This window comes from Streptomyces sp. NPDC017529 (genome assembly GCF_044329785.1).
Lineage (GTDB): Bacteria > Actinomycetota > Actinomycetes > Streptomycetales > Streptomycetaceae > Streptomyces.
The window spans coordinates 143,692-163,310 of the sequence record NZ_JBIRJY010000008.1 but is presented as its reverse complement, the minus strand read 5'-3'; the positions used below and the strand labels follow the sequence as shown (position 1 = coordinate 163,310).

Here is a 19,619-nt window from a genome sequence, read left to right as displayed (position 1 = left end):
ACCCGAAGATGACGGAGAGAAAGGATCTGTACCCCCGACCGGATTCGAACCGGCGCTACCGCCTTGAGAGGGCGGCGTGCTAGGCCGCTACACAACGGGGGCCTGGTACTGCGTGATCAAGAAACCTTCAGAAGATCTCTTGCTGGGCTACCAGGACTCGAACCTAGACTAACTGAACCAGAATCAGTCGTGCTGCCAATTACACCATAGCCCACCAAAACGCAACCCCCGGTAGGGGTTTTGTTCGGCTTGCGCTTCCCGGCCCGGCCTCTCGGCCCTCCCGGGCGGCGCAGAAAGAACATTACCCGAAGGTGGACGACGCTCCAAAACCGATAAGGCCGCGCACCAGCCCGGGCAGCTCGGCGAGGCTCCGGATCCGCCGCACCCCGTCCGGCACCTCCCCCTCCGTACCGGCCCGGTCCACCCAGACCGCGCCCAGCCCGGCATCCCGCGCGCCGATCGCGTCGACGGCCGGATTGTCGCCCACGTACACGACTCGGCCGGGCGCCAGCCCCAGCGCGTCACAGGCCGCCAAGAACGCCTCGGGCGCCGGCTTGGCGTACCCCAGCCCGTCGGCGCACAGAACCACCTCGAAGCGGTCACGGATGCCCAGGGCGCGCAGCTTCCGCTCCTGGACGGCGCCGGAGGAGTTGGAGAGCACGGCCTGCCGGGTCAGCGGCGCGAGGTCGGCGAGGGCCCGGGCGGAATCCGGAAAAAGGGTCCAGGCCGCCTCGTAGAGCGCGACGTACCGCCCGAACCAGGCGTCGGCTTCCTCGTCGCCCATCTCCTCCCCCAGAAAGGCCCGAGCCCGCTCCCGCCGGTGCTCCAGAAACCCCACCTCCCCGGCGAGAAACCGCCCGAAGGCCACCTCCATGCACTCCCGCCACCGCCCGAGCGCGCACTCGGCGTCCGGATACCGCCCGAGCAGCCCCTCCGCCTCGATATGCCGCAGCGCTCCCGCGCGGTCGGACCCGGTGTAGTCGAAGAGGGTGTCGTCCACGTCCCAGAGGACGGCCTCGATGGTCACGCGGATACCTCACGGGGGCGGTGGCCGGTTGGGGGCGCGCCTCGTTCCTTGATCGCGGCCAGGAACGCGGTCAGGCTGCCGCGGGTGGCCGAGAGGATCGCCTCCGGGGCGTCACTCTCCCGGAGCCGGAAGGTGCCGTCGGGCGCGGCGGCGACGTTCACACAGTTCACGCCCTCGTTGCTGTACGAGGACTTCTGCCAGCGGTAGACGTGCATCGTCTGGGCCTCACAGACTCTTCGCGATCTTGTGGATCAGGTCGCGACTCTGGGTGGGATCGAGTGCGCACCGCTGCATACGGTCCAGTACCGCCCGGTAGCGAGCCAACTGGGCCCCCGCGAAGAGAAACTCGCAGCCGTGGTCGTAATCCAGCAGGGCGGTGTCCAACTGCGGCACGGGACCATACGCGTAGGTGATCGGTTGCCCCGCCGCGGGGAAGTCCGCCCGCCCGAACGGGATGACCTGGATCGTGACGTGCTCGTGCTCCCCCATGTCCATGAGATGCCGAAGTTGCGCGCGTACGACGTCCGACCCGCCGATCCCCATCCGCAGCGCGGCTTCGTGGATGATCGCCGTGTAGGGCAACGGCGCCTCCCCGTGCCGAACTCGGCGACCTCGACCAGGGCCGTGGGCAACAACTCACGGTATTCGTCCCACCAGCCGCGGCTGCGGCGCCCCGTCATGTCGCCCAGCACTTCGGTCAGTGCGGCGTCGGCGCTGGCGTAGGTGTGGGCCATGGCCCGCACCCGGTCCGCGCTCACCCCGTACCGCCCGGCCTCGATCATGCTCATCCGGGCCTGCTGGATGCCGACCCTGGCCGCCGCCTCCGTCGATGTCAGCCCGGCCTGTTCCCGCAGTTTGCGCAGTTCGGCGCCCAAGCGGCGCTGCCGCAAGGTCGGCGGCATGGCTGCCACCAAGGCCACTCCTCTCAGTGGACGCATGTGCAAGGCGTACCACGCACCAGTGAATAAGTGAGAACTTTGAGGAGTACGCAGTCGGCGGGTTGCGGGACGCGCAGGTCGCCGCCTGGGGGCTGGCCTATGAGGACGGGCGGGCGGAGGTCGCCGCCCCGGGCCGGACGGACCGATTCGTCCACCGGAGCACAGAAGCCCGGATCTCCTGGATGGGTGCCCCACCGCCGCCTACCGTGGGCCCCGCCCTGCCTACACGTACCGGAGGTCGCCGGCCATGGACAGAGAGATCGAAGTGGATCGGGACGCCTGCGAGCGGACTCCGGACGCGATCCGTACGGCGTTGCAGCGGCGCCCGGACTGGTTGCGGTACTTCGAGCAGGACTGGCTCAGCGCGGCGGCGGAATTCGATCGTGCGGAGCTGGACCGGGTCGTCGACAAGTGGTTCCCCTTCGCTTGCGCGTGCGCGACGCCCGGCTACCTGGATCAGGTGGAGCAGATGGCCAAGCGCCTGGCGGAGGGGGACACGGAAGGCATGGTCTTCTGGGACGCCGAAGGCAACGCGTACGACGCCGAGAACAATGCCCTCGACGTCGGCAGGTGCCCATGACCGCTTACGTCGTCAGGTACGCGGACCGCGCCGCACGATGCAAGGCGGCTCTGGGCACCGCGCAACGGGCCTCCTTGGAGGAGCTGGAGAAACGGCTCAGCCTGAATCCGTTCGGCGCGCCTGCCAAGAGCCATCGGGACAACAGCTGGTCGGCCACTTTCGAGGGAGGCTTCATCCAGTACGTGGTGTCCAACACGCACGTCGTGATCAACGTCATCGATCTCGTGGCCGCGTGAGCCGGCCCCGCCACATACGAAGGGGCGGCCACCGGTACCCGGCGGCCGCCCCTTCGGCGTACGACGTGAAGCCTCCGCGTTACGCGCCCAGCTTCGCCAGGGCCGCGTCGATGCGTGCCAGCGTGCGGTCCTTACCCAGGATTTCCAGGGACTCGAAGAGGGGGAGGCCGACCGTGCGGCCGGTGACGGCCACGCGGACGGGGGCCTGGGCCTTGCCGAGCTTGAGGCCGTGGGCCTCGCCGGCGGCCAGGACGGCCTCCTTGAGGGCGTCGGCGCTGGACCAGTCGGCGCCGGACAGCTTCTCGCGGGCGGTGGTGAGCAGGGCCACCGGGTCACCCTTCATCGCCTTGGTCCAGGACGCCTCGTCCTCGACCGGCTCCTTGCGGAAGAGGAAGTCGACGTTGGCGGTGATGTCGGAGAGGACCGTCAGGCGGGTCTGGGCGTGCGGGGCGATGGCCTGCCAGGCCGCCTCGTCGAAGTCGGCCGGGTCCCAGTTGGCGTGGGGGGCCTGCAGCCAGGGGCGGCAGGCCTCGGCGAAGGCCTTCGGGTCCAGGCGGCGGATGTGGTCGGCGTTGATCGCCTCGGCCTTCTTCAGGTCGAAGCGGGCCGGGTTGGCGTTGACATCCGCGATGTCGAAGGCCGCGACCATTTCGTCGATGCCGAAGACGTCCTGGTCGGCGGAGAAGGACCAGCCGAGGAGGGAGAGGTAGTTGAGGAGGCCCTCGGGGAGGAAGCCGCGCTCGCGGTACAGGTTCAGGGACGCCTGCGGGTCACGCTTGGAGAGCTTCTTGTTGCCCTCGCCCATGACGTAGGGGAGGTGGCCGAAGAGGGGGATCGACTTGGCGATGCCCAGGTCGATCAGGGCCTTGTAGAGGGCCACCTGGCGGGGGGTGGAGGAGAGCAGGTCCTCGCCGCGCAGGACGTGGGTGATCTCCATCAGGGCGTCGTCGACCGGGTTGACGAGCGTGTAGAGGGGTGCCCCGTTGGCGCGGAGGATGCCGTAGTCGGGGACGTTCTCCGGGGTGAAGGTCAGCTCGCCGCGCACCAGGTCGGTGAAGGTGATCGGCTCGTCCGGCATGCGGAAGCGGACGATCGGCTCGCGGCCCTCGGCCTCGTACGCGGTGATCTCGTCGGCCGTCAGCACCCGGCACTTGCCGTCGTAGCCGGAGGGCTTGCCGGCGGCGCGGGCGGCCTCGCGGCGGGCGTCCAGCTCGGCGGTGGAGCAGTAGCACTTGTAGGCGTGGCCGGCGTCCAGCAGCTTCTGCGCGACCTCCTTGTAGAGGTCCATGCGCTGCGACTGGCGGTACGGCGCGTGGGGGCCGCCGACCTCGGGGCCCTCGTCCCAGTCCAGGCCCAGCCAGCGCATCGAGTCGAGCAGCTGGTTGTAGGACTCCTCGGAGTCGCGGGCCGCGTCGGTGTCCTCGATGCGGAAGACCATGGTGCCCTGGGTGTGCCGGGCGAAGGCCCAGTTGAACAGGGCGGTGCGGACCAGGCCCACGTGGGGGTTGCCGGTCGGGGAGGGACAGAAACGGACGCGGACGGGGGTCGCGTTAGCCACGCTTGATCACCTTGTTGGTGAGAGTGCCGATGCCTTCGATGTGGACGGCGACCTCGTCGCCGTCCTGGAGGGGGCCGACCCCGGCCGGGGTGCCCGTGAGGACGACGTCGCCGGGGAGCAGCGTCATCGCCTCGGTGATGTGCACGATCAGGTCCTCGACGGAGCGGACCATCTCGCTCGTGCGGCCGAGCTGGCGCTGTTCGCCGTTGACGGTGCACATGATCGTCAGGTCGGCGGGGTCCAGCTCCGTCTCGACCCAGGGGCCGAGCGGGCAGGAGGTGTCGAAGCCCTTGGCCCGCGCCCACTGCCCCTCGCGCTTCTGTACGTCGCGCGCGGTGATGTCGTTGGCGCAGGTGTAGCCGAGGACGACGTCCTTGACGCGCTCGCGCGGGACCTCGCGGCACATGCGGCCGATGACGACGGCGAGCTCCGCCTCGTGGTGCACCTCCTGGGAGAAGGAGGGGTACACGACGGGGTCACCGGGGCCGACCACCGAGGTGGAGGGCTTGAAGAAGGTGACCGGCACGTCCGGGACCTCGTTGTCCAGCTCGCGGGCGTGTTCGGCGTAGTTGCGGCCGACCGCGACGACCTTGTTGGGCAGGACCGGCGGCAGCAGGCGGACCTTTTCGAGGGGGACCTTGTGACCCGAGCGCTCGAATTCCGCGAAGGGATGTCCCTTGATGACGTCGATGTCGTCGCCGTCGAGGACGCCGAAGCCGACGTTGCCGTCGATGGAGAATCTGGCGATGCGCACGGGTTGCCGCTGCCCCTCATAGATCACTGGCCGGAGTTGACACTCCAGGCTATCGCGGGGGCGCGGCCGGCCCGTTTCCCCTGGGTCAGACGGCCGTGTCCCGGGCGCCGGCCTGCGCGGGGACGGTCTGCGGCGCGGGGGCTTCCATCAGCACGGTGCGGCGCGGGTTGGCGGTCTGGGCGGGCAGCTCGACGGGGTGCTCCGGCGCATCGGCCGCGGCGTCGCGGAGCTCGTCGGCATCCTTCAGATGCGCGAGGGTGGTGCGCCGCGGGTTGGCTATGTTGCGGAACATCATCGTGGTCTTCACTGCTCATGCCTCGCGTAAGGACGTCGGGAAACAGGGCCGCCACAGGATTGGGGCCTTGTCATTTCGGGCAACTGTGTAAAGCGTCAGGCTAAGCGCGCTATTCCCCGTGCCGCCCCGGGAAAGTCGGCCTCAACCTTGTGAGTTTCCTCACGAAGTGTGTGACAAATGCCGCAATTCTCATGATCAACATCCAGGGGCGAAACGGACATTGCCGGATTGAAGCGCATGTTCCGCTCCCGATCACCGCACCTGGGACAGGGGATGCGGGCGAGCGACTCGCGGACATAAGTCCGTTATCGACTGTGTCACTCTCTACGTGTGGTGACGTGTCCCGCACATTGCGTCACGCATGTCACAGCGGACGGCACCGCCCTTGTTGGAGATCCTGCACTGTGCTGGAATTCCACGGACCGCCGCAGGTTTCAGCCGGACGGCGCGCAGGAGGCGCAGCGAAGCGCCGCGCGGTGGTGCCGCTCTCTCGGCCAGAGGGGGTAGCCCGCCGGTCACTCACGACCGCCAAACGGGGGCCCCGGCCCCCTACGACTCGACAACCGTCCCGCCGTTCACGCGGAGGGACGCCTGGTCCAGAGGTTGCGACGCTAGTGCAGGGACGTTTCAAGAGGGATGGCATGGGGTCTCCCCAGGCCCGCCAGGGCCAAGGGGAAGCTGCGGCGGACCCGGAGCTGCGCGGCGGAAGCGACCGCGCCTCCTCGCCCCAGCATGCCCAGGGCAACGGCCCGGCGGGCGGTCTGCCGGCCGACCGCGGCGGCCGGACGCCGGGCGGTGACCCGGCCGACGGCGACGGCTCGGCCAAGCCGTCGAAGGGCGCCAAGGAGCCGAGCGGCCCCGGCGCCCGAATAGCCATGCGCAACTGGCGCATCAGCACTCGTCTGGTCTCCCTGCTGGCCCTCCCCGTCATCGCCGCGACGACGCTGGGTGGCATGCGTATCTCCAACTCCCTGGAGAACATGGACCAGCTCGACAAGATGCAGCTGCTCACCGAGATGACGCGGCAGGCGACCGAGCTGGCCGACGCGCTGCAGATCGAGCGGGACAAGTCGGCGGGTCCGATCGCCGGCAGCGGCAACGTCAAGGACGACGCGAACGTCGTCGCCCCCCGTGAGGCGACCGACCGCGCCAAGCAGGCGTTCAACAAGGCCACCGGTGACGTCCAGCGCGACGACCCGACGATGGCCGGCGTGCAGGCGACCCTGCTGGACATCGGGCGCCAGCTGAACACCCTCAGCGAGATCCGCAACAACGCGTACAAGGACGCGGACAACACCGCTCGTACGGTCAGCAGCTACAACCAGCTGATCAACTCGCTGCTCGCGCTGTCCCAGGACATGGCGCAGGCGACCAGCAACCCGGAGATGATCCGCAGCACCCGCGCGCTGGCGGCGTTCTCCTCCGCCAAGGAGTACGCGTCGATGCAGCGGGCGCTGGTCAGCGCCGGCCTCGCGCACAAGGGCGGCCCGCAGCTGTCGTCCAACGACCGGCTGGCCGGCCGTACCGCCGAGGACAACGAGAAGGCGGCCCGCGACCGCTTCTCCCAGATCTCCGTCGGCGCCACCGACCTCACCAAGGGCCTGGACGGCAACAACGACGACATCAAGGCGGCCGTCGCCTTCGCGCACCGGACGTTCGCCAGCGACGGCGGTATCCGCAGCGAGGACTACAAGTACCTCGACTGGTACGACACCGACACCGTCAAGCTCGACGAGATGAAGAAGATCGAGAGCTCGCTGCTCTCGCAGATGGAGCAGAAGTCGCGCGAGCTGCGCAACGAGGCGACGCAGGAAGCCATCCTCAACGGTGCGATGATCCTGCTCGTCCTGGGCATCTCGCTCGTCGGCGCGTTCGTCGTCTCCCGGTCCATGGTGCGCTCGCTGCGCCGCCTCCAGGACACCGCGCAGAAGGTCTCCCAGGAGCGCCTGCCCGAGCTGGTCAAGCAGCTGTCCGAGGCGGACCCGCAGGACGTGGACACCTCCGTCGAGTCGGTCGGCGTGCACAGCCGCGACGAGATCGGCAAGGTGGCCGCGGCCTTCGACGACGTGCACCGCGAAGCCGTCCGCCTGGCGTCCGAGCAGGCGCTGCTGCGGGGCAACGTCAACGCGATGTTCACCAACCTCTCGCGCCGCAGCCAGGGCCTGATCCAGCGCCAGCTCTCGCTCATCTCCGAGCTGGAGTCCCGCGAGGCCGACCCGGACCAGCTGTCCTCCCTGTTCAAGCTGGACCACCTCGCGACCCGTATGCGCCGTAACGGTGAGAACCTCCTCGTCCTCGCGGGCGAGGAGCCGGGCCGCCGCTGGACGCGCCCGGTGCCGCTGGTCGACGTCCTGCGCGCCGCCGCGTCCGAGGTGGAGCAGTACGAGCGCATCGAACTGAGCGCCGTACCGCAGACCGAGGTCGCGGGCCGCGTCGTCAACGACCTCGTGCACCTCCTCGCCGAGCTGCTGGAGAACGCCACCTCGTTCTCCTCCCCCCAGACCAAGGTCAAGGTCACCGGTCACGCGCTGCCCGACGGCCGGGTGCTGGTCGAGATCCACGACACCGGTATCGGCCTGTCGCCCGAGGACCTGTCCGCGATCAACGAGCGGCTGGCCAGCCCGCCGACGGTGGACGTCTCCGTCTCCCGCCGCATGGGCCTGTTCGTGGTCGGCCGCCTGTCGCTGCGGCACGGCATCCGTATCCAGCTGCGGCCGTCCGACTCGGGCGGTACGACGGCGCTGGTCATGCTGCCGGTCGACGTCGCCCAGGGCGGCAAGAAGCCGCAGCCGGGCGGCAAGGGCGGCCCCGGCGCCGGTCACGGCGAGGGCGTGCCCAACACCCCGAACTCCTCCGCCAACCGGCTCGCCGGTCTCCAGCCGCGCGGCCAGGTCGGCGCGGGCGGTGCGCGTCCGGCGCTGCCGGGCCGCGGCGGTCCCGGCGGCCAGGGCGGTCCGGGTGCCGGCGCGTTCGGTGCCCCGGGCGGCCGGCAGGGCAACGCGCCCGGCACGGGCCCCGCGAAGAGCGCGCCCGGTGCCGGGCAGCAGCAGAGCGGCGGACGTCCGGCCCTGCCGACCCGTGGCGCGCCGGCCGGCGCGAACGCGGGTGCGGGCGCCGGTGCCGGTGACACCTCGCAGATGCCGACGGTGGCGCCGCCCACGGGCGCGCCCCGCCGCGACGAGCGGCCCCAGCTGCCGCAGCGCGGCGCGCCGGCCGAGCTGACCGGCGGCGCGGACACCGCCACCGGCGGCGCGCAGCAGCCGGGCACCACGAGCTGGGGAGCCCGCCGCGAGCGCGGTGCCTCGGACGACTGGCCGATGGCGCCCCGAGAGGCGCAGGACCGGCCGCGCGGCCACGAGGAGCCGGAGACCACCGGCACCTTCGCCGCTCCGGCGGCCGGCGGCCCCGGTGACACGGCGGAGTTCGCCCGTCCCGACTTCGACGCCCCGGCCCCCGGCCAGGACGCCTTCGGCGGCGGCACGCCGCAGCGCGGCGACCAGACCACCGGCGAGTTCACGCTGCCCGCCGACCCGCAGGAAGCACCGCGGCAGGACACCGGCGACACCGGGCAGTTCGCCCGCCCCGAGGCCGGCGGCTTCGGCGAGGGCTCGTTCGGCGGCAACGCGTTCCAGAACGGCGGGTACGACACCGACGGCCGCGGCAGCGCTTTCGAGGGCGGCAACGCCTTCGGCGGCGGCGCGCAGCAGCGCGGCGACCAGACCACCGGCGAGTTCACGCTGCCCGCCGACCCGCAGGAAGCGCCGCGGCAGGACACCGGGGAGTTCCCCGCGCGGCCGCAGGACCGGCAGCGTCCGGCCGACGGCGACCTGCTCGGCGGCGACGCGCCCACGGGCCCGGGTGACGGCCGTACGCCGATCTTCGACACGATCGAGTCGAACTGGTTCAACACTCCGGCGTCCGCCGCGGCCGGTGTGCCGCAGCAGGCCGCCGACGAGCCGGCGAGCCCGCCGGCCGACCGTTCCGAGGTACCGCCGCTGCCGCGCCGGGAGCCCTCCGGCACGCCCGGTGCCGGGCTCGGCGGTGCCGGCCAGGACGGCGACCGCGCGCCGGGACAGTGGCGCGCCTCGCCCAACGACGAGCGCTGGCGGCAGGCGGAGCAGATCCGCCAGCCCGCCGCGGGCGGCGTCACCACCTCCGGACTGCCCCGCCGGGTGCCCAAGGCCAACCTGGTCGCCGGCACCGCGCAGCAGCAGTCCCACCAGACCGGCCCGCAGGTCTCGCGTGCGCCCGACGACGTACGCGGCCGGCTGACCAATCTTCGACGGGGTATCCAGCAAGGCCGTTACCGGGCCGAGGAGAACCACTCCACCGGCAATCACGGCATTGTCGACCCCACTCACCAGCAGGAGCGTTAGTTGAGTCCGATGAGCCAGGCGGCGCAGAATCTGAACTGGTTGATCACCAACTTCGTGGACAACACCCCAGGGGTGTCCCACACGGTGGTGGTCTCCGCGGACGGACTGCTCCTCGCCATGTCCGACGGCTTCCCCCGCGACCGGGCCGACCAGCTGGCCGCGGTGGCGTCCGGGCTGACCTCGCTGACCTCCGGTGCGTCCCGCATCTTCGAGGGCGGCGTGGTCAACCAGACCGTGGTGGAGATGGAGCGCGGCTTCCTCTTCATCATGTCCGTCTCGGACGGATCGTCGCTGGCCGTACTGGCGCACCCCGAGTGCGACATCGGCCTCGTCGGTTACGAGATGGCCCTGCTGGTCGACCGCGCGGGCACCGTGCTGACGCCCGACCTGCGCGCCGAACTCCAGGGCAGCCTGCTGCACTGAGTCCCGCCGAACGTCACGACCCGACCGACCGACCACCGTGCCGCACCCCCCACCGGCCCAACCCGACGACAGTCAGTTGTCCCGTCCGGAGGACCCCATGACCCCGCCACCTGCCTCGCCCGGCCCGTACGGCGCCTACAGCCAAGCGCCGTACGGGGGCGAAGGTGACCAGCCGCTGGTCCGCCCGTACGCCATGACCGGGGGACGGACCCGGCCGCGCTACCAGCTCGCCATCGAGGCGCTGGTCAGCACGACCGCCGACCCGTCCCAGCTGCCCGGCCTGCTGCCCGAGCACCAGCGCATCTGCCACCTGACCCGTGAGGTGAAGTCGGTCGCCGAGGTCTCGGCCCTGCTGCACATCCCGCTGGGTGTGGCCCGGATCCTGGTCGCGGACCTGGCGGAGGCCGGCATGGTGGCGATCCACCAGCCGGGTGGCGGCACCGAGGCCGGCGGCACGCCCGACGTGACGCTGCTGGAAAGGGTGCTCAGTGGACTTCGCAAGCTCTGACGGCGCCGGTCCCGCCGCCGCTCAGGGCGGCGGTGGGTCCACCACCTCCGCGAAGATCGTGGTGGCGGGCGGCTTCGGCGTGGGCAAGACGACCTTCGTCGGGGCCGTGTCGGAGATCAACCCGCTGCGTACGGAGGCCGTGATGACCTCCGCCTCGGCGGGGATCGACGACCTGAGCCACGTACAGGACAAGACCACGACGACCGTGGCGATGGACTTCGGCCGCATCACCCTGGACCAGGACCTGATCCTGTACCTCTTCGGTACGCCTGGCCAGGACCGGTTCTGGTTCATGTGGGACGACCTGGTACGCGGCGCCATCGGCGCCGTCGTGCTCGTGGACACCCGCCGGCTCGCCGACTGCTTCGCGGCCGTCGACTACTTCGAGAACAGCGGCCTGCCCTTCGTCATCGCCCTCAACGGCTTCGACGGCCACCAGCCGTACACCCCCGACGAGGTACGCGAAGCCCTCCAGATCGGCCCCGACGCCCCCATCATCACCACCGACGCCCGCCACCGCAGCGAGGCCAAGAGCGCCCTGATCACTCTCGTCGAGCACGCCCTGATGGCCCGCCTCAAGTGACTTCCCCAAGTCGCTTCGCCCGAAAGTAAGTTGCCTCGGGCAATGAGAGACCGGACCGGCGCCGCCTGGCGCCGGAAAGGTCCCGGGCGGGCCCCGGTTCCCGTATGACGGCATTGGATCTGTGTCCTTGGACACGCCACCGGTGCTGTTCATAACGTTTCGACAGAGAATTCATCCGCCGCCGACACCCGGCGCGCACACGCGGCTCCGCTGTGCTCACATTTCTCTCGCCTTTTGCCGCCCCTCGCCCTTAACGCCCCTTTTATCTGACGCGCTCGGCGAGCTGCTCCCCCTTTCCCCAGTGTTTGGAACGCACGGTCCTGACGTGCTGAAATTCGCTGAACTCCGGAGTAGTAACGCCCTGAAGAAAACGGCACAGCGCAAGAGGGTGCGGTGCCGGCGCCGAGAGGTTGTTGGTCGAGTGAGGCGAAGCAAGTCGGGCCCCGAGCCGCAGGAAGCGCGGCGGGGCAACTTCACGCCGCCGTCGCACAGCGCGGCTCCGGCTGCCGGCGCGTCCGAAAGCCCGGTCGCCACCGTCCCCGTGAGCGGCGGACGGTTCTCCCCGCGCAACTGGCGGGTGGCCACCCGGCTGAACGCGATCCTGCTCATTCCCGTGCTCGTCGCCCTGGTATTCGGCGGCCTGCGGGTGAACAGCTCGGTCGAGACCTGGCAGGAGGCCCAGGACGCCGAGAACACCGCCAAGCTGGTCCGCGCCGCCGCCGCCTACAGCCACGCCATCATCGACGAGCGCGACCGCACCGCCGAGCCGCTGCTCGGCGGCAAGCGCGACGAACCGGTGGTGCGCGAGGCCCGCGACGCCACCGACGCCGCCGCGGCCGAGTTCCACACCGCGGTCAAGGCCATGCCCGACAAGGACGGCCTCAAGCGCCGCCTCGCCGCCTTCGAGAAGGTCGAGCCCGGCCTGAAGAAGCTGCGCGAGGCCGCCTACACCCCTCAGCTGCCCGGCGTGCGCACCGAAGAGGGCTACGTCGCCATCCAGCACCCGCTGATGGAGTTCGCCAACGAGCTGGGCCTGGGCACCGGCAACATCACCTCCTACGGCCGCACGGTGTACGCCGTCTCGCTGGCCAAGGCCGCCGAGTCGCTGACCCGCTCCATCGGTACGCACCTGCTGGTCGACCCGGCGTCGCCGCAGGGCGGCAAGGAGCACAAGAAGCAGCTGACCTCGTTCGCCTCGTACAAGTACCTGGAGAACATCGCGATCGGCGAGTACACCTCCGGTGGCACCCCCGAGGACGTACAGCGGCTCAAGAACGACACCGCCAAGCTGAAGAAGCAGAGCGCGGACGCCGTCGCCAGGGCGAAGCAGCGCGCGGAGAACGCCGGCCAGCAGTTCAAGGCCCCGCCGGCCTTCGACGCGATGGCCGCCGCCATCGGTTCCGGCGCCTCCCCGCAGCAGCTCGCCGCGCAGGGCATCACCCCGGAGACCTGGTTCGCCGCGGCGACCGGCACGTTCGACATGTACCGCGCCATCGAGAAGGACCTCGCGGACAAGGCCGTCGACGAGGCCGCCCAGATCTCCTCCGACGCCCGGCAGTCCACCTTCACCGACTCCGCGATCGTGATCGCCGCGCTGGTCGCCGCCTTCCTGGTGGCCGGGATGATGGCGCGCCGGATGAGCCGCAACATGCGCCAGCTGCGCACCGCGGCCTTCGGCATCGCCGAGCAGCGGCTGCCCACCCTGGTCGACCAGCTCTCCCGTACGGACCCGGGCCGCGTCGACACCCGCGTGCAGCCCATCCCGATCCACACCACCGACGAGATCGGCGAGGTCGCCCGCGCCTTCGACCAGGTGCACCGGGAGGCCGTCCGGCTCGCCGCAGAGCAGGCGCTGCTGCGCGGCAACGTCAACGCGATCTTCACCAACCTCTCGCAGCGCAACCAGGGCCTGATCGAGCGTCAGCTCACCCTGATCACCGAGCTGGAGAACAACGAGGCCGACCCGGACCAGCTGGAGAGCCTCTTCCGGATGGACCACCTGGCCACCCGTATGAGGCGCAACGGCGAGAACCTCCTCATCCTCGCGGGCGAGGAGCCGGGCCACCGCTGGAACCAGCCGGTGCCGCTGATCGACGTGCTGCGCGCGGCCACCTCCGAGGTCGAGTCGTACGAGCGGATAGAGCTGTCCGGCGTGCCGGACGGCGACATCCACGGCACCGCCGTGACCGACCTCGTGCACCTGCTCTCCGAGCTGCTGGAGAACGCCACCACGTTCTCCTCGCCGCAGACCAAGGTGCGGGTCGCCGCCACCCGGCTGCCGGACGGCCGGGTCATGATCGAGATCCACGACAAGGGCATCGGGCTGACCCCCGAGGACTTCGCGGACATCAACCACAAGCTGGCCAACCCGCCGACCGTGGACGCCTCGGTCTCCCAGCGCATGGGCCTGTTCGTGGTCGGCCGGCTGGCCGACCGGCACGGCATCCGCGTCCAGCTGCGCCCCTCCGGCGAGCAGGCCGGCACCACCTCCCTCGTCATGCTCCCCGAGGCGATCACCCACGGCGGTGGCGGCGAGGCGGAGGGCCACGACGACGACTTCACCGTCTCCCGGATCGTCCCCGAGCACCAGCAGGGGGCCTACGAGAGCGACGGCCGCTCCGCCGCCGAGCTGGGCTTCGACGAGGCCGGCTACGGGCCGCACGGCGCCGTGCTCGACCCGGTCAACCGCTCGCTGATGCGCGAGGAGCGCCGTGCGGCGCTGGAGGCGCAGACCGGCGGCGCGGGTCTCCAGGACCGGTCGCACGACCCCGCGGCCGCGCCGTACCAGGACCCGGCACGGCCGCTGTTCCAGGACGAGGCGCAGACCGGTGGCGCGGCCTACCAGGGCTATCCCGGGCAGGCATATGCGGAACCGGAACAGGGTTCCTACGACAACCGTTCGCCACTGGGCCAGGAGTACCCCGGTTCCGGTTACGGCGAGGCCCCCGGCCAGCAGCCGTACGCTCCTTACGAGCCCCGGCAGCAGGACGACTGGCCCGAACAGGGTGCGGCCACCGGCTATTTCGGTCAGGAAACGGAATCCGACCGGAATCAGCAGGCCGCTCCCCTGGATGCGCCGGAGCGCGTAGCATTCGACCGTCCGGACCCCACCCCGAACGACCCGCCGTCGCTGACCGACGCCGGCCTTCCGCGCCGCGGAGCCGCCGGCAAGCCGCAGGTTCAGCAGCAGCAGTGGCAGCCGTTCGAGGAGGCGTCCTCCAGGCCCCGTGCCCAGGAGGACCCGGCGGCCGCCCCGCAGGGGAACGCGCCGGAGTCCGGCACGGACGACTCCGAGTGGCGCTCGGCCAACGACGAGCGCTGGCAGCGGGCGGAGCGGCTGCGCGAGCCGAAGGCGGGCGGAGTCACTTCCTCCGGTCTGCCCCGGCGGGTACCCAAGGCCAACCTGGTCGAGGGCACGGCGGAGCAGAGCCCGCAGGGCGGCCCGCAGGTCTCCCGCGCTCCGGAGGACGTCCGCGGCCGGCTGAGCAACCTGCGGCGCGGGGTACAGCAGGGACGCAACGTGGGCACGGACCACTCGGAGGTCCCCCAGAATGACCAACAGGGCTTCGGCCCCGGCAGCACCTACGATCAGGAGCGTTAGTGTGAGCCCGATGAGCCAGGCGGCGCAGAACCTGAACTGGTTGATCACCAACTTCGTGGACAACACCCCCGGTGTGTCCCACACGGTCGTGGTCTCCGCGGACGGTCTCCTCCTCGCCATGTCCGAGGGCTTCCCTCGGGACAGAGCCGATCAGTTGGCGGCGGTGGCCTCCGGCCTCACCTCGCTGACCTCCGGCGCCTCCCGCATCTTCGAAGGCGGGAGCGTCAACCAGACCGTGGTGGAGATGGAGCGCGGCTTCCTCTTCATCATGTCCGTCTCGGACGGATCGTCGCTGGCCGTACTGGCGCACCCCGAGTGCGACATCGGCCTCGTCGGTTACGAGATGGCCCTGCTGGTCGACCGCGCGGGCACCGTGCTGACGCCCGACCTGCGCGCCGAACTGCAGGGCAGCCTTCTCAACTAACAGACAGGCAGTGCGTTTCTCGCCACCGCGCCATAGGGTGCGGTGGCGCGACCGGCGTCAGAATGGCAAGTTGGAGGAGGAAACGTGGCAACGCCCCCGAGCGGATACCCGTACGGACCCGGACAGCAGTCCGAGTCCCAGGGCGACACCCATCACAACCGCTTCAACTTTCCCTCCGCGCCCAGCCGTCGGCAGCAGCGGCCACCACAGCCGCAGCAGCCCCAGCAGCCGTACCAGCAGCGGCAGCCGTACGACTCCCGGCAGCCGTACGAGCCGTCGGGGTACGAACAGCCGCGGGCGCCCCGCATCCAGCCGGTGCAGCCCCAGCGGCGCGCGCCGTCGGGCCCCGCCGGGGGCACGAGCAACCCGCTCGTGCGTCCGTACGCCATGACCGGAGGCCGGACCAGGCCGCGCTACCAGCTCGCCATCGAGGCGCTGGTCAGCACGACCGCCGACCCCGCCAGGCTGCAGGGCCAACTGCCGGAGCACCAGCGCATCTGCCACCTCTGCCGCGAGATCAAGTCAGTGGCCGAGATCTCGGCCCTCCTCTCCATCCCCCTCGGCGTCGCCCGAATCCTCGTCGCCGACCTGGCGGAGGCCGGGCTCGTCGCCATCCATCAGCCCGGCGGGGACGAGACCGCCGGCGGACAGCCAGATGTGACACTGCTCGAAAGGGTGCTCAGTGGACTTCGCAAGCTCTAGCGGTGCAGCCCGCTCCACCACCTCCGCGAAGATCGTGGTGGCGGGCGGCTTCGGCGTGGGCAAGACCACGTTCGTCGGGGCCGTCTCAGAGATCAACCCGCTGCGCACCGAAGCCGTGATGACCTCGGCGTCGGCCGGCATCGACGACCTCACGCACGCTCCGGACAAGACCACCACCACGGTGGCCATGGACTTCGGCCGCATCACCCTGGACCAGGACCTGATCCTGTACCTCTTCGGTACGCCTGGCCAGGACCGGTTCTGGTTCATGTGGGACGACCTGGTACGCGGCGCCATCGGCGCCGTCGTGCTCGTGGACACCCGCCGGCTCGCCGACTGCTTCCCCGCGGTCGACTACTTCGAGAACAGCGGCCTGCCCTTCGTCATCGCCCTCAACGGCTTCGACGGCCACCAGCCGTACACCCCCGACGAGGTACGCGAAGCCCTCCAGATCGGCCCCGACGCCCCCATCATCACCACCGACGCCCGCCACCGCAGCGAGGCCAAGAGCGCCCTGATCACCCTGGTCGAGCACGCCCTGATGGCCCGCCTCCGCTGAGCCGGCACGGCACGCACGGGCCCCGCGCACACGAGGTGCGCGGGGCCCGCAGCCGTACCGTCACGCCCCCGGCTTGGGGCACTGCTTCCATGCGAAGTGGTACTTGGTGTTGATGCTGCCGTCGGTGGAGTCCATCGCCATGAAGCTGGTGAGCTTCGGGTCGGAGCCCTTGGCGTCCACCCGCAGCTCGGTGTTGATGTTGAAGTAGCGCTGCTCGCCGCAGGGGGCGTAGACCAGCGCGTCGATGGCCGTCTCGTCCGAGGTCTGCCAGTTGGCGTCGTACGGGCCGGTGAAGCGGTGGCTCGCGCGGTTGGTCTGCGAGCTGCCCTGGAAGTAGTAGCCCGCCTGCTCCAGGCCCACGGCGCCGGGCGCGAGCTGGGCGTAGCCGCGGTAGTCGGCCTTGGCGATGGCGTAGGTGAAGCCCTGGGGGACGTGCACGCGCAGCGCGATCTGGCAGTTCTTGCGGGAGTCCGTGGGTCTGGAGTCCTTGCCCGCCTGGGCGAGGTATTCGCTGTACGTCACGGTGAACGCCGTGTTGTCGGGCGAGACGGCGACCGCGGCGCTGCCGGGCCGGCAGCCCGACCCGTTGACGGTGGCGACCGTGATGGTGATCTGGCCCGTCGGCGGCGCCTCTTCGCCGTACCGGGCGGCCTGTGCGGAGGCGGGGGACGCCGACCCGGCGAGGAGCGCGAGCGATGCCGCGGCGGCACCGGCACCCAGTGTGCGGAACATGGGCATTCCTTCCGGTCGTGCTGGGATCCGCTCCCGGCTTCGGCGGTACGGGGACGCCGGGAGTGGAATGACGAGCGCATGCCAGCACGTGGATCACGGAATGCACACCTGTCGCCCCGAGAGTCGGTGCGAACCTACGCCTTGTTTCGGCCGCCGCAGGAACTGTGTGCGGTACACGAAGAAAGCGCGGGGGCCCGGTACTCGTACGAGTACCGGGCCCCCGCGGTGACGGAGCGACTCAGCGCTGCCAGCTGCCCGCGCTCTGGAAGCCGTGCTGGCGCTCCAGGCGGCGCCAGCGGGCGGTGGTGGCGCTCCGGCGGCCCGGGACGGCGGCGGCCGGCCGGTGGGCGGCGCGGGCGAGCAGGACGGCGGTCAGCGCCGCCAGCTCTTCCTCGCTGGCATCGCCCTTCTCCACGCGGATGGGGCTGGTCTGAACGGGAGTGGTCACGTCGTTTCTCCGGTCTGCGGAAGGTCCGGTCGGTGGGTGGTCGGCGCTGCTCGCCGGTTACTGGGGTGGGTTGCCGTGCTTGCGGGCGGGCAGGTCGGCGTGCTTGTTGCGGAGCATGTCCAGGGAGCGGATGAGCACCTGGCGGGTCTCGGCGGGGTCGATGACGTCGTCGACCAGCCCCCGTTCGGCCGCGTAGTAGGGATGCATCAGCTCGGACTTGTACTCCTTGACCATCCGCGTCCGCATCGCCTCCGGATCGTCCGCCTCCGCGATCTGCTTACGGAAGATGACATTGGCCGCACCCTCCGCACCCATCACCGCGATCTCGTTCGTCGGCCACGCATACGTCAGATCCGCACCGATCGACTGCGAATCCATCACGATGTACGCACCCCCGTACGCCTTGCGCAGCACCACCGAGATCCGCGGCACCGTCGCGTTGCAGTACGCGTACAGCAGCTTGGCGCCGTGCCGGATGATGCCACCGTGCTCCTGGTCCACCCCGGGCAAAAAGCCCGGCACGTCCAGCAGCGTGACGATCGGGATGTTGAACGCGTCGCACATCTGCACGAACCGGGCGGCCTTTTCCGAGGCCTCGATGTCCAGCACCCCCGCCAGCGACTGCGGCTGGTTGGCGATCAACCCCACCACCTCGCCGTCCAACCGCGCCAACGCCACGATGATGTTGGTCGCCCAGCGCTCGTGGACCTCCAGGAACTCGCCGTCGTCGACCAGCTCCTCGATCACCGCACGCATGTCATAGGGCCGGTTGCCGTCCGCCGGCACCACATCCAACAGCGCGTCCCCGCAGCGGTCGGCGGGATCGTCACACACCACCGACGGCGGATTCTCCCGATTGTTGGCCGGCAGCAGGGACAGCAGGTAGCGGACCTCCTCAAGGCAGGTGGCCTCGTCGTCGTAGGCGAAATGGCACACCCCCGACGTCTCGGCGTGCACATCCGCACCCCCCAGCCCGTTCTGGGAAATCTCCTCACCGGTCACCGCACGCACCACGTCCGGGCCGGTGATGAACATCTGCGACGTCTCCCGGACCATGAACACGAAGTCCGTCAGCGCCGGACTGTAGGCCGCACCGCCCGCACACGGGCCCAGCATCACCGAGATCTGCGGGATCACCCCCGACGCCCTGGTGTTGCGCTGGAAGATGCCGCCGTAACCGGCCAGCGCCGAGACACCCTCCTGGATCCGGGCACCGGCCCCGTCGTTCAACGACACCAGCGGCGCCCCCGCCGAGATCGCCATGTCCATAATCTTGTGGATCTTCGTGGCGTGCGCCTCGCCCAGCGCCCCACCAAAGATCCGGAAATCGTGCGCATAGACGAACACCGTCCGCCCGTGCACCGTCCCCCACCCGGTGATCACACCATCGGTGTAAGGCTTCTTCGCCTCCAGCCCGAACCCCGTCGCCCGATGCCGCCGCAACGGCTCCACCTCGTTGAACGACCCCTCGTCCAGGAGAAGGTCGATCCGCTCACGGGCGGTCAGCTTGCCCTTCGCACGCTGGGCCTCGGTAGCCCGCTCACTCGGGCCTCGCCGGGCCTGCTCACGGATGGCATGCAGCTCGGCGACCCGCCCGCGGGCGTCGTTCGCCTCGGCGGGCGCATCTTCGACAGTGGTCATGTATCGACGGTACGTGGCCGGACCCTCCAGAACCGATGTCGGTTTCGTACAACGTCGGAAGCGATTTGGTGGGCAGGCAAGACAGAAGCAGCCTGTACGCGGCCCCCGCCGGGGGTCCCGGGCACGCGAGGCACCCCCGGCGGTATGTATGAGCCCGACAAAACGCGCCGGTGTGACGTTGTGGTAGTCCACCGGTCGGCCGGACGCCGGCACGGCGTGGCCGACCGGGCGGGA

The 19,619-nt window shown here is 70.4% G+C and carries 19 protein-coding genes, 2 tRNA genes and 1 pseudogene; 10 read left to right on the top strand and 12 right to left on the bottom strand.

Features of this window, described 5'->3' with window-relative positions:
• Positions 1–29 precede the first annotated feature (29 nt).
• The 6 genes and pseudogenes from ACH4K4_RS22070 to ACH4K4_RS22045 form a co-directional block, all read right to left on the bottom strand.
• Positions 30–102: transfer RNA gene (locus tag ACH4K4_RS22070), tRNA-Glu, on the bottom strand.
• A 40-nt stretch (positions 103–142) separates the two neighbouring features.
• A tRNA-Gln gene (locus tag ACH4K4_RS22065) sits at positions 143–214 on the bottom strand.
• Between the two features lie 87 nt (positions 215–301).
• Positions 302–1,027: an HAD family hydrolase gene (locus ACH4K4_RS22060; RefSeq protein WP_398169390.1), complete on the bottom strand. Its 726-nt coding sequence runs from the start codon at positions 1,025–1,027 to the stop codon at positions 302–304.
• Positions 1,024–1,242 (bottom strand): DUF397 domain-containing protein, encoded by a 219-nt coding sequence (locus tag ACH4K4_RS22055; RefSeq protein WP_398169388.1) that lies wholly within the window; start codon positions 1,240–1,242, stop codon positions 1,024–1,026. Before ACH4K4_RS22055 ends, ACH4K4_RS22060 begins: the two co-directional genes overlap by 4 nt.
• Positions 1,243–1,252: 10 nt before the next feature.
• Positions 1,253–1,609 (bottom strand): DUF5753 domain-containing protein, encoded by a 357-nt coding sequence (locus ACH4K4_RS22050; RefSeq protein WP_398169386.1) that lies wholly within the window; start codon positions 1,607–1,609, stop codon positions 1,253–1,255.
• Positions 1,610–1,791: 182 nt separating this feature from the next.
• A pseudogene (locus tag ACH4K4_RS22045) lies at positions 1,792–1,929 on the bottom strand (helix-turn-helix domain-containing protein); the annotation flags it as partial.
• Positions 1,930–2,212: 283 nt separating this feature from the next.
• Between ACH4K4_RS22045 and ACH4K4_RS22040 the strand changes: the two are divergent.
• Both ACH4K4_RS22040 and ACH4K4_RS22035 read left to right on the top strand, forming a co-directional pair.
• On the top strand, positions 2,213–2,545 hold the full coding sequence (locus tag ACH4K4_RS22040; RefSeq protein WP_398169384.1) for a DUF6247 family protein: 333 nt from the start codon (positions 2,213–2,215) through the stop codon (positions 2,543–2,545).
• Positions 2,542–2,781 (top strand): hypothetical protein, encoded by a 240-nt coding sequence (locus tag ACH4K4_RS22035; protein WP_398169382.1) that lies wholly within the window; start codon positions 2,542–2,544, stop codon positions 2,779–2,781. Before ACH4K4_RS22040 ends, ACH4K4_RS22035 begins: the two co-directional genes overlap by 4 nt.
• 79 nt (positions 2,782–2,860) lie before the next feature.
• Here ACH4K4_RS22035 and gltX read toward each other — a convergent pair whose 3' ends face one another.
• From gltX to ACH4K4_RS22020, 3 genes are all read right to left on the bottom strand, one after another.
• Complete coding sequence (gene gltX / locus ACH4K4_RS22030) at positions 2,861–4,339, bottom strand: glutamate--tRNA ligase (protein WP_398169381.1); 1,479 nt, start codon at positions 4,337–4,339, stop codon at positions 2,861–2,863.
• A complete protein-coding gene (locus ACH4K4_RS22025) occupies positions 4,332–5,093 on the bottom strand; it encodes a fumarylacetoacetate hydrolase family protein (protein WP_398169380.1) in 762 nt (253 codons plus the stop codon). The genes gltX and ACH4K4_RS22025 overlap by 8 nt, the downstream gene beginning before the upstream one ends.
• A gap of 85 nt (positions 5,094–5,178) precedes the next feature.
• Positions 5,179–5,400 carry a hypothetical protein gene (locus ACH4K4_RS22020; RefSeq protein WP_398169379.1) on the bottom strand — a complete coding sequence of 74 codons (222 nt, stop codon included), beginning with the start codon at positions 5,398–5,400 and terminating at the stop codon, positions 5,179–5,181.
• Between the two features lie 629 nt (positions 5,401–6,029).
• Between ACH4K4_RS22020 and ACH4K4_RS22015 the strand changes: the two genes are divergently transcribed.
• From ACH4K4_RS22015 to ACH4K4_RS21980, 8 genes are all read left to right on the top strand, one after another.
• Positions 6,030–9,764 carry a nitrate- and nitrite sensing domain-containing protein gene (locus ACH4K4_RS22015; RefSeq protein WP_398169378.1) on the top strand — a complete coding sequence of 1,245 codons (3,735 nt, stop codon included), beginning with the start codon at positions 6,030–6,032 and terminating at the stop codon, positions 9,762–9,764.
• Positions 9,765–9,773: 9 nt separating this feature from the next.
• Entirely contained in the window at positions 9,774–10,187 is a 414-nt protein-coding gene (locus tag ACH4K4_RS22010; RefSeq protein ID WP_030018344.1) for a roadblock/LC7 domain-containing protein, read from the top strand.
• A 97-nt stretch (positions 10,188–10,284) separates the two neighbouring features.
• Positions 10,285–10,695: a DUF742 domain-containing protein gene (locus ACH4K4_RS22005; RefSeq protein WP_030682600.1), complete on the top strand. Its 411-nt coding sequence runs from the start codon at positions 10,285–10,287 to the stop codon at positions 10,693–10,695.
• Positions 10,676–11,278 carry a GTP-binding protein gene (locus ACH4K4_RS22000; protein ID WP_398169376.1) on the top strand — a complete coding sequence of 201 codons (603 nt, stop codon included), beginning with the start codon at positions 10,676–10,678 and terminating at the stop codon, positions 11,276–11,278. Before ACH4K4_RS22005 ends, ACH4K4_RS22000 begins: the two co-directional genes overlap by 20 nt.
• Before the next feature lie 421 nt (positions 11,279–11,699).
• Positions 11,700–14,879 (top strand): nitrate- and nitrite sensing domain-containing protein, encoded by a 3,180-nt coding sequence (locus tag ACH4K4_RS21995; RefSeq protein WP_398169374.1) that lies wholly within the window; start codon positions 11,700–11,702, stop codon positions 14,877–14,879.
• Between the two features lie 10 nt (positions 14,880–14,889).
• Positions 14,890–15,303, top strand: a complete 414-nt coding sequence (locus ACH4K4_RS21990; protein ID WP_018087204.1) for a roadblock/LC7 domain-containing protein — start codon at positions 14,890–14,892, stop codon at positions 15,301–15,303.
• Between the two features lie 84 nt (positions 15,304–15,387).
• A complete protein-coding gene (locus ACH4K4_RS21985; protein ID WP_398169372.1) occupies positions 15,388–16,005 on the top strand; it encodes a DUF742 domain-containing protein in 618 nt (205 codons plus the stop codon).
• Positions 15,986–16,564: an ATP/GTP-binding protein gene (locus tag ACH4K4_RS21980; RefSeq protein ID WP_073447656.1), complete on the top strand. Its 579-nt coding sequence runs from the start codon at positions 15,986–15,988 to the stop codon at positions 16,562–16,564. The genes ACH4K4_RS21985 and ACH4K4_RS21980 overlap by 20 nt, the downstream gene beginning before the upstream one ends.
• A 60-nt stretch (positions 16,565–16,624) precedes the next feature.
• Here ACH4K4_RS21980 and ACH4K4_RS21975 read toward each other — a convergent pair whose 3' ends face one another.
• The 3 genes from ACH4K4_RS21975 to ACH4K4_RS21965 form a co-directional block, all read right to left on the bottom strand.
• A complete protein-coding gene (locus ACH4K4_RS21975; RefSeq protein WP_398169371.1) occupies positions 16,625–17,296 on the bottom strand; it encodes a DUF4360 domain-containing protein in 672 nt (223 codons plus the stop codon).
• 238 nt (positions 17,297–17,534) lie between these two features.
• Entirely contained in the window at positions 17,535–17,744 is a 210-nt protein-coding gene (locus ACH4K4_RS21970; protein WP_360131336.1) for an acyl-CoA carboxylase epsilon subunit, read from the bottom strand.
• 57 nt (positions 17,745–17,801) lie between these two features.
• On the bottom strand, positions 17,802–19,385 hold the full coding sequence (locus tag ACH4K4_RS21965) for an acyl-CoA carboxylase subunit beta (protein WP_398169369.1): 1,584 nt from the start codon (positions 19,383–19,385) through the stop codon (positions 17,802–17,804).
• Positions 19,386–19,619: the final 234 nt, after the last annotated feature.

What these genes read in the sequence shown, in the direction of transcription:
- ACH4K4_RS22015 (WP_398169378.1), top strand. Translation starts at nt 6,030, where the DNA reads ATGGGGTCTCCCCAGGCCCGCCAGGGCCAAGGGGAAGCTGCGGCGGAC.
- ACH4K4_RS22035 (WP_398169382.1), top strand. Translation starts at nt 2,542, where the DNA reads ATGACCGCTTACGTCGTCAGGTACGCGGACCGCGCCGCACGATGCAAG.
- ACH4K4_RS22005 (WP_030682600.1), top strand. Translation starts at nt 10,285, where the DNA reads ATGACCCCGCCACCTGCCTCGCCCGGCCCGTACGGCGCCTACAGCCAA.
- ACH4K4_RS21975 (WP_398169371.1), bottom strand. Translation starts at nt 17,296, where the DNA reads ATGTTCCGCACACTGGGTGCCGGTGCCGCCGCGGCATCGCTCGCGCTC.
- ACH4K4_RS22055 (WP_398169388.1), bottom strand. Translation starts at nt 1,242, where the DNA reads ATGCACGTCTACCGCTGGCAGAAGTCCTCGTACAGCAACGAGGGCGTG.
- ACH4K4_RS21990 (WP_018087204.1), top strand. Translation starts at nt 14,890, where the DNA reads ATGAGCCAGGCGGCGCAGAACCTGAACTGGTTGATCACCAACTTCGTG.
- ACH4K4_RS22010 (WP_030018344.1), top strand. Translation starts at nt 9,774, where the DNA reads ATGAGCCAGGCGGCGCAGAATCTGAACTGGTTGATCACCAACTTCGTG.
- ACH4K4_RS22040 (WP_398169384.1), top strand. Translation starts at nt 2,213, where the DNA reads ATGGACAGAGAGATCGAAGTGGATCGGGACGCCTGCGAGCGGACTCCG.
- ACH4K4_RS21965 (WP_398169369.1), bottom strand. Translation starts at nt 19,385, where the DNA reads ATGACCACTGTCGAAGATGCGCCCGCCGAGGCGAACGACGCCCGCGGG.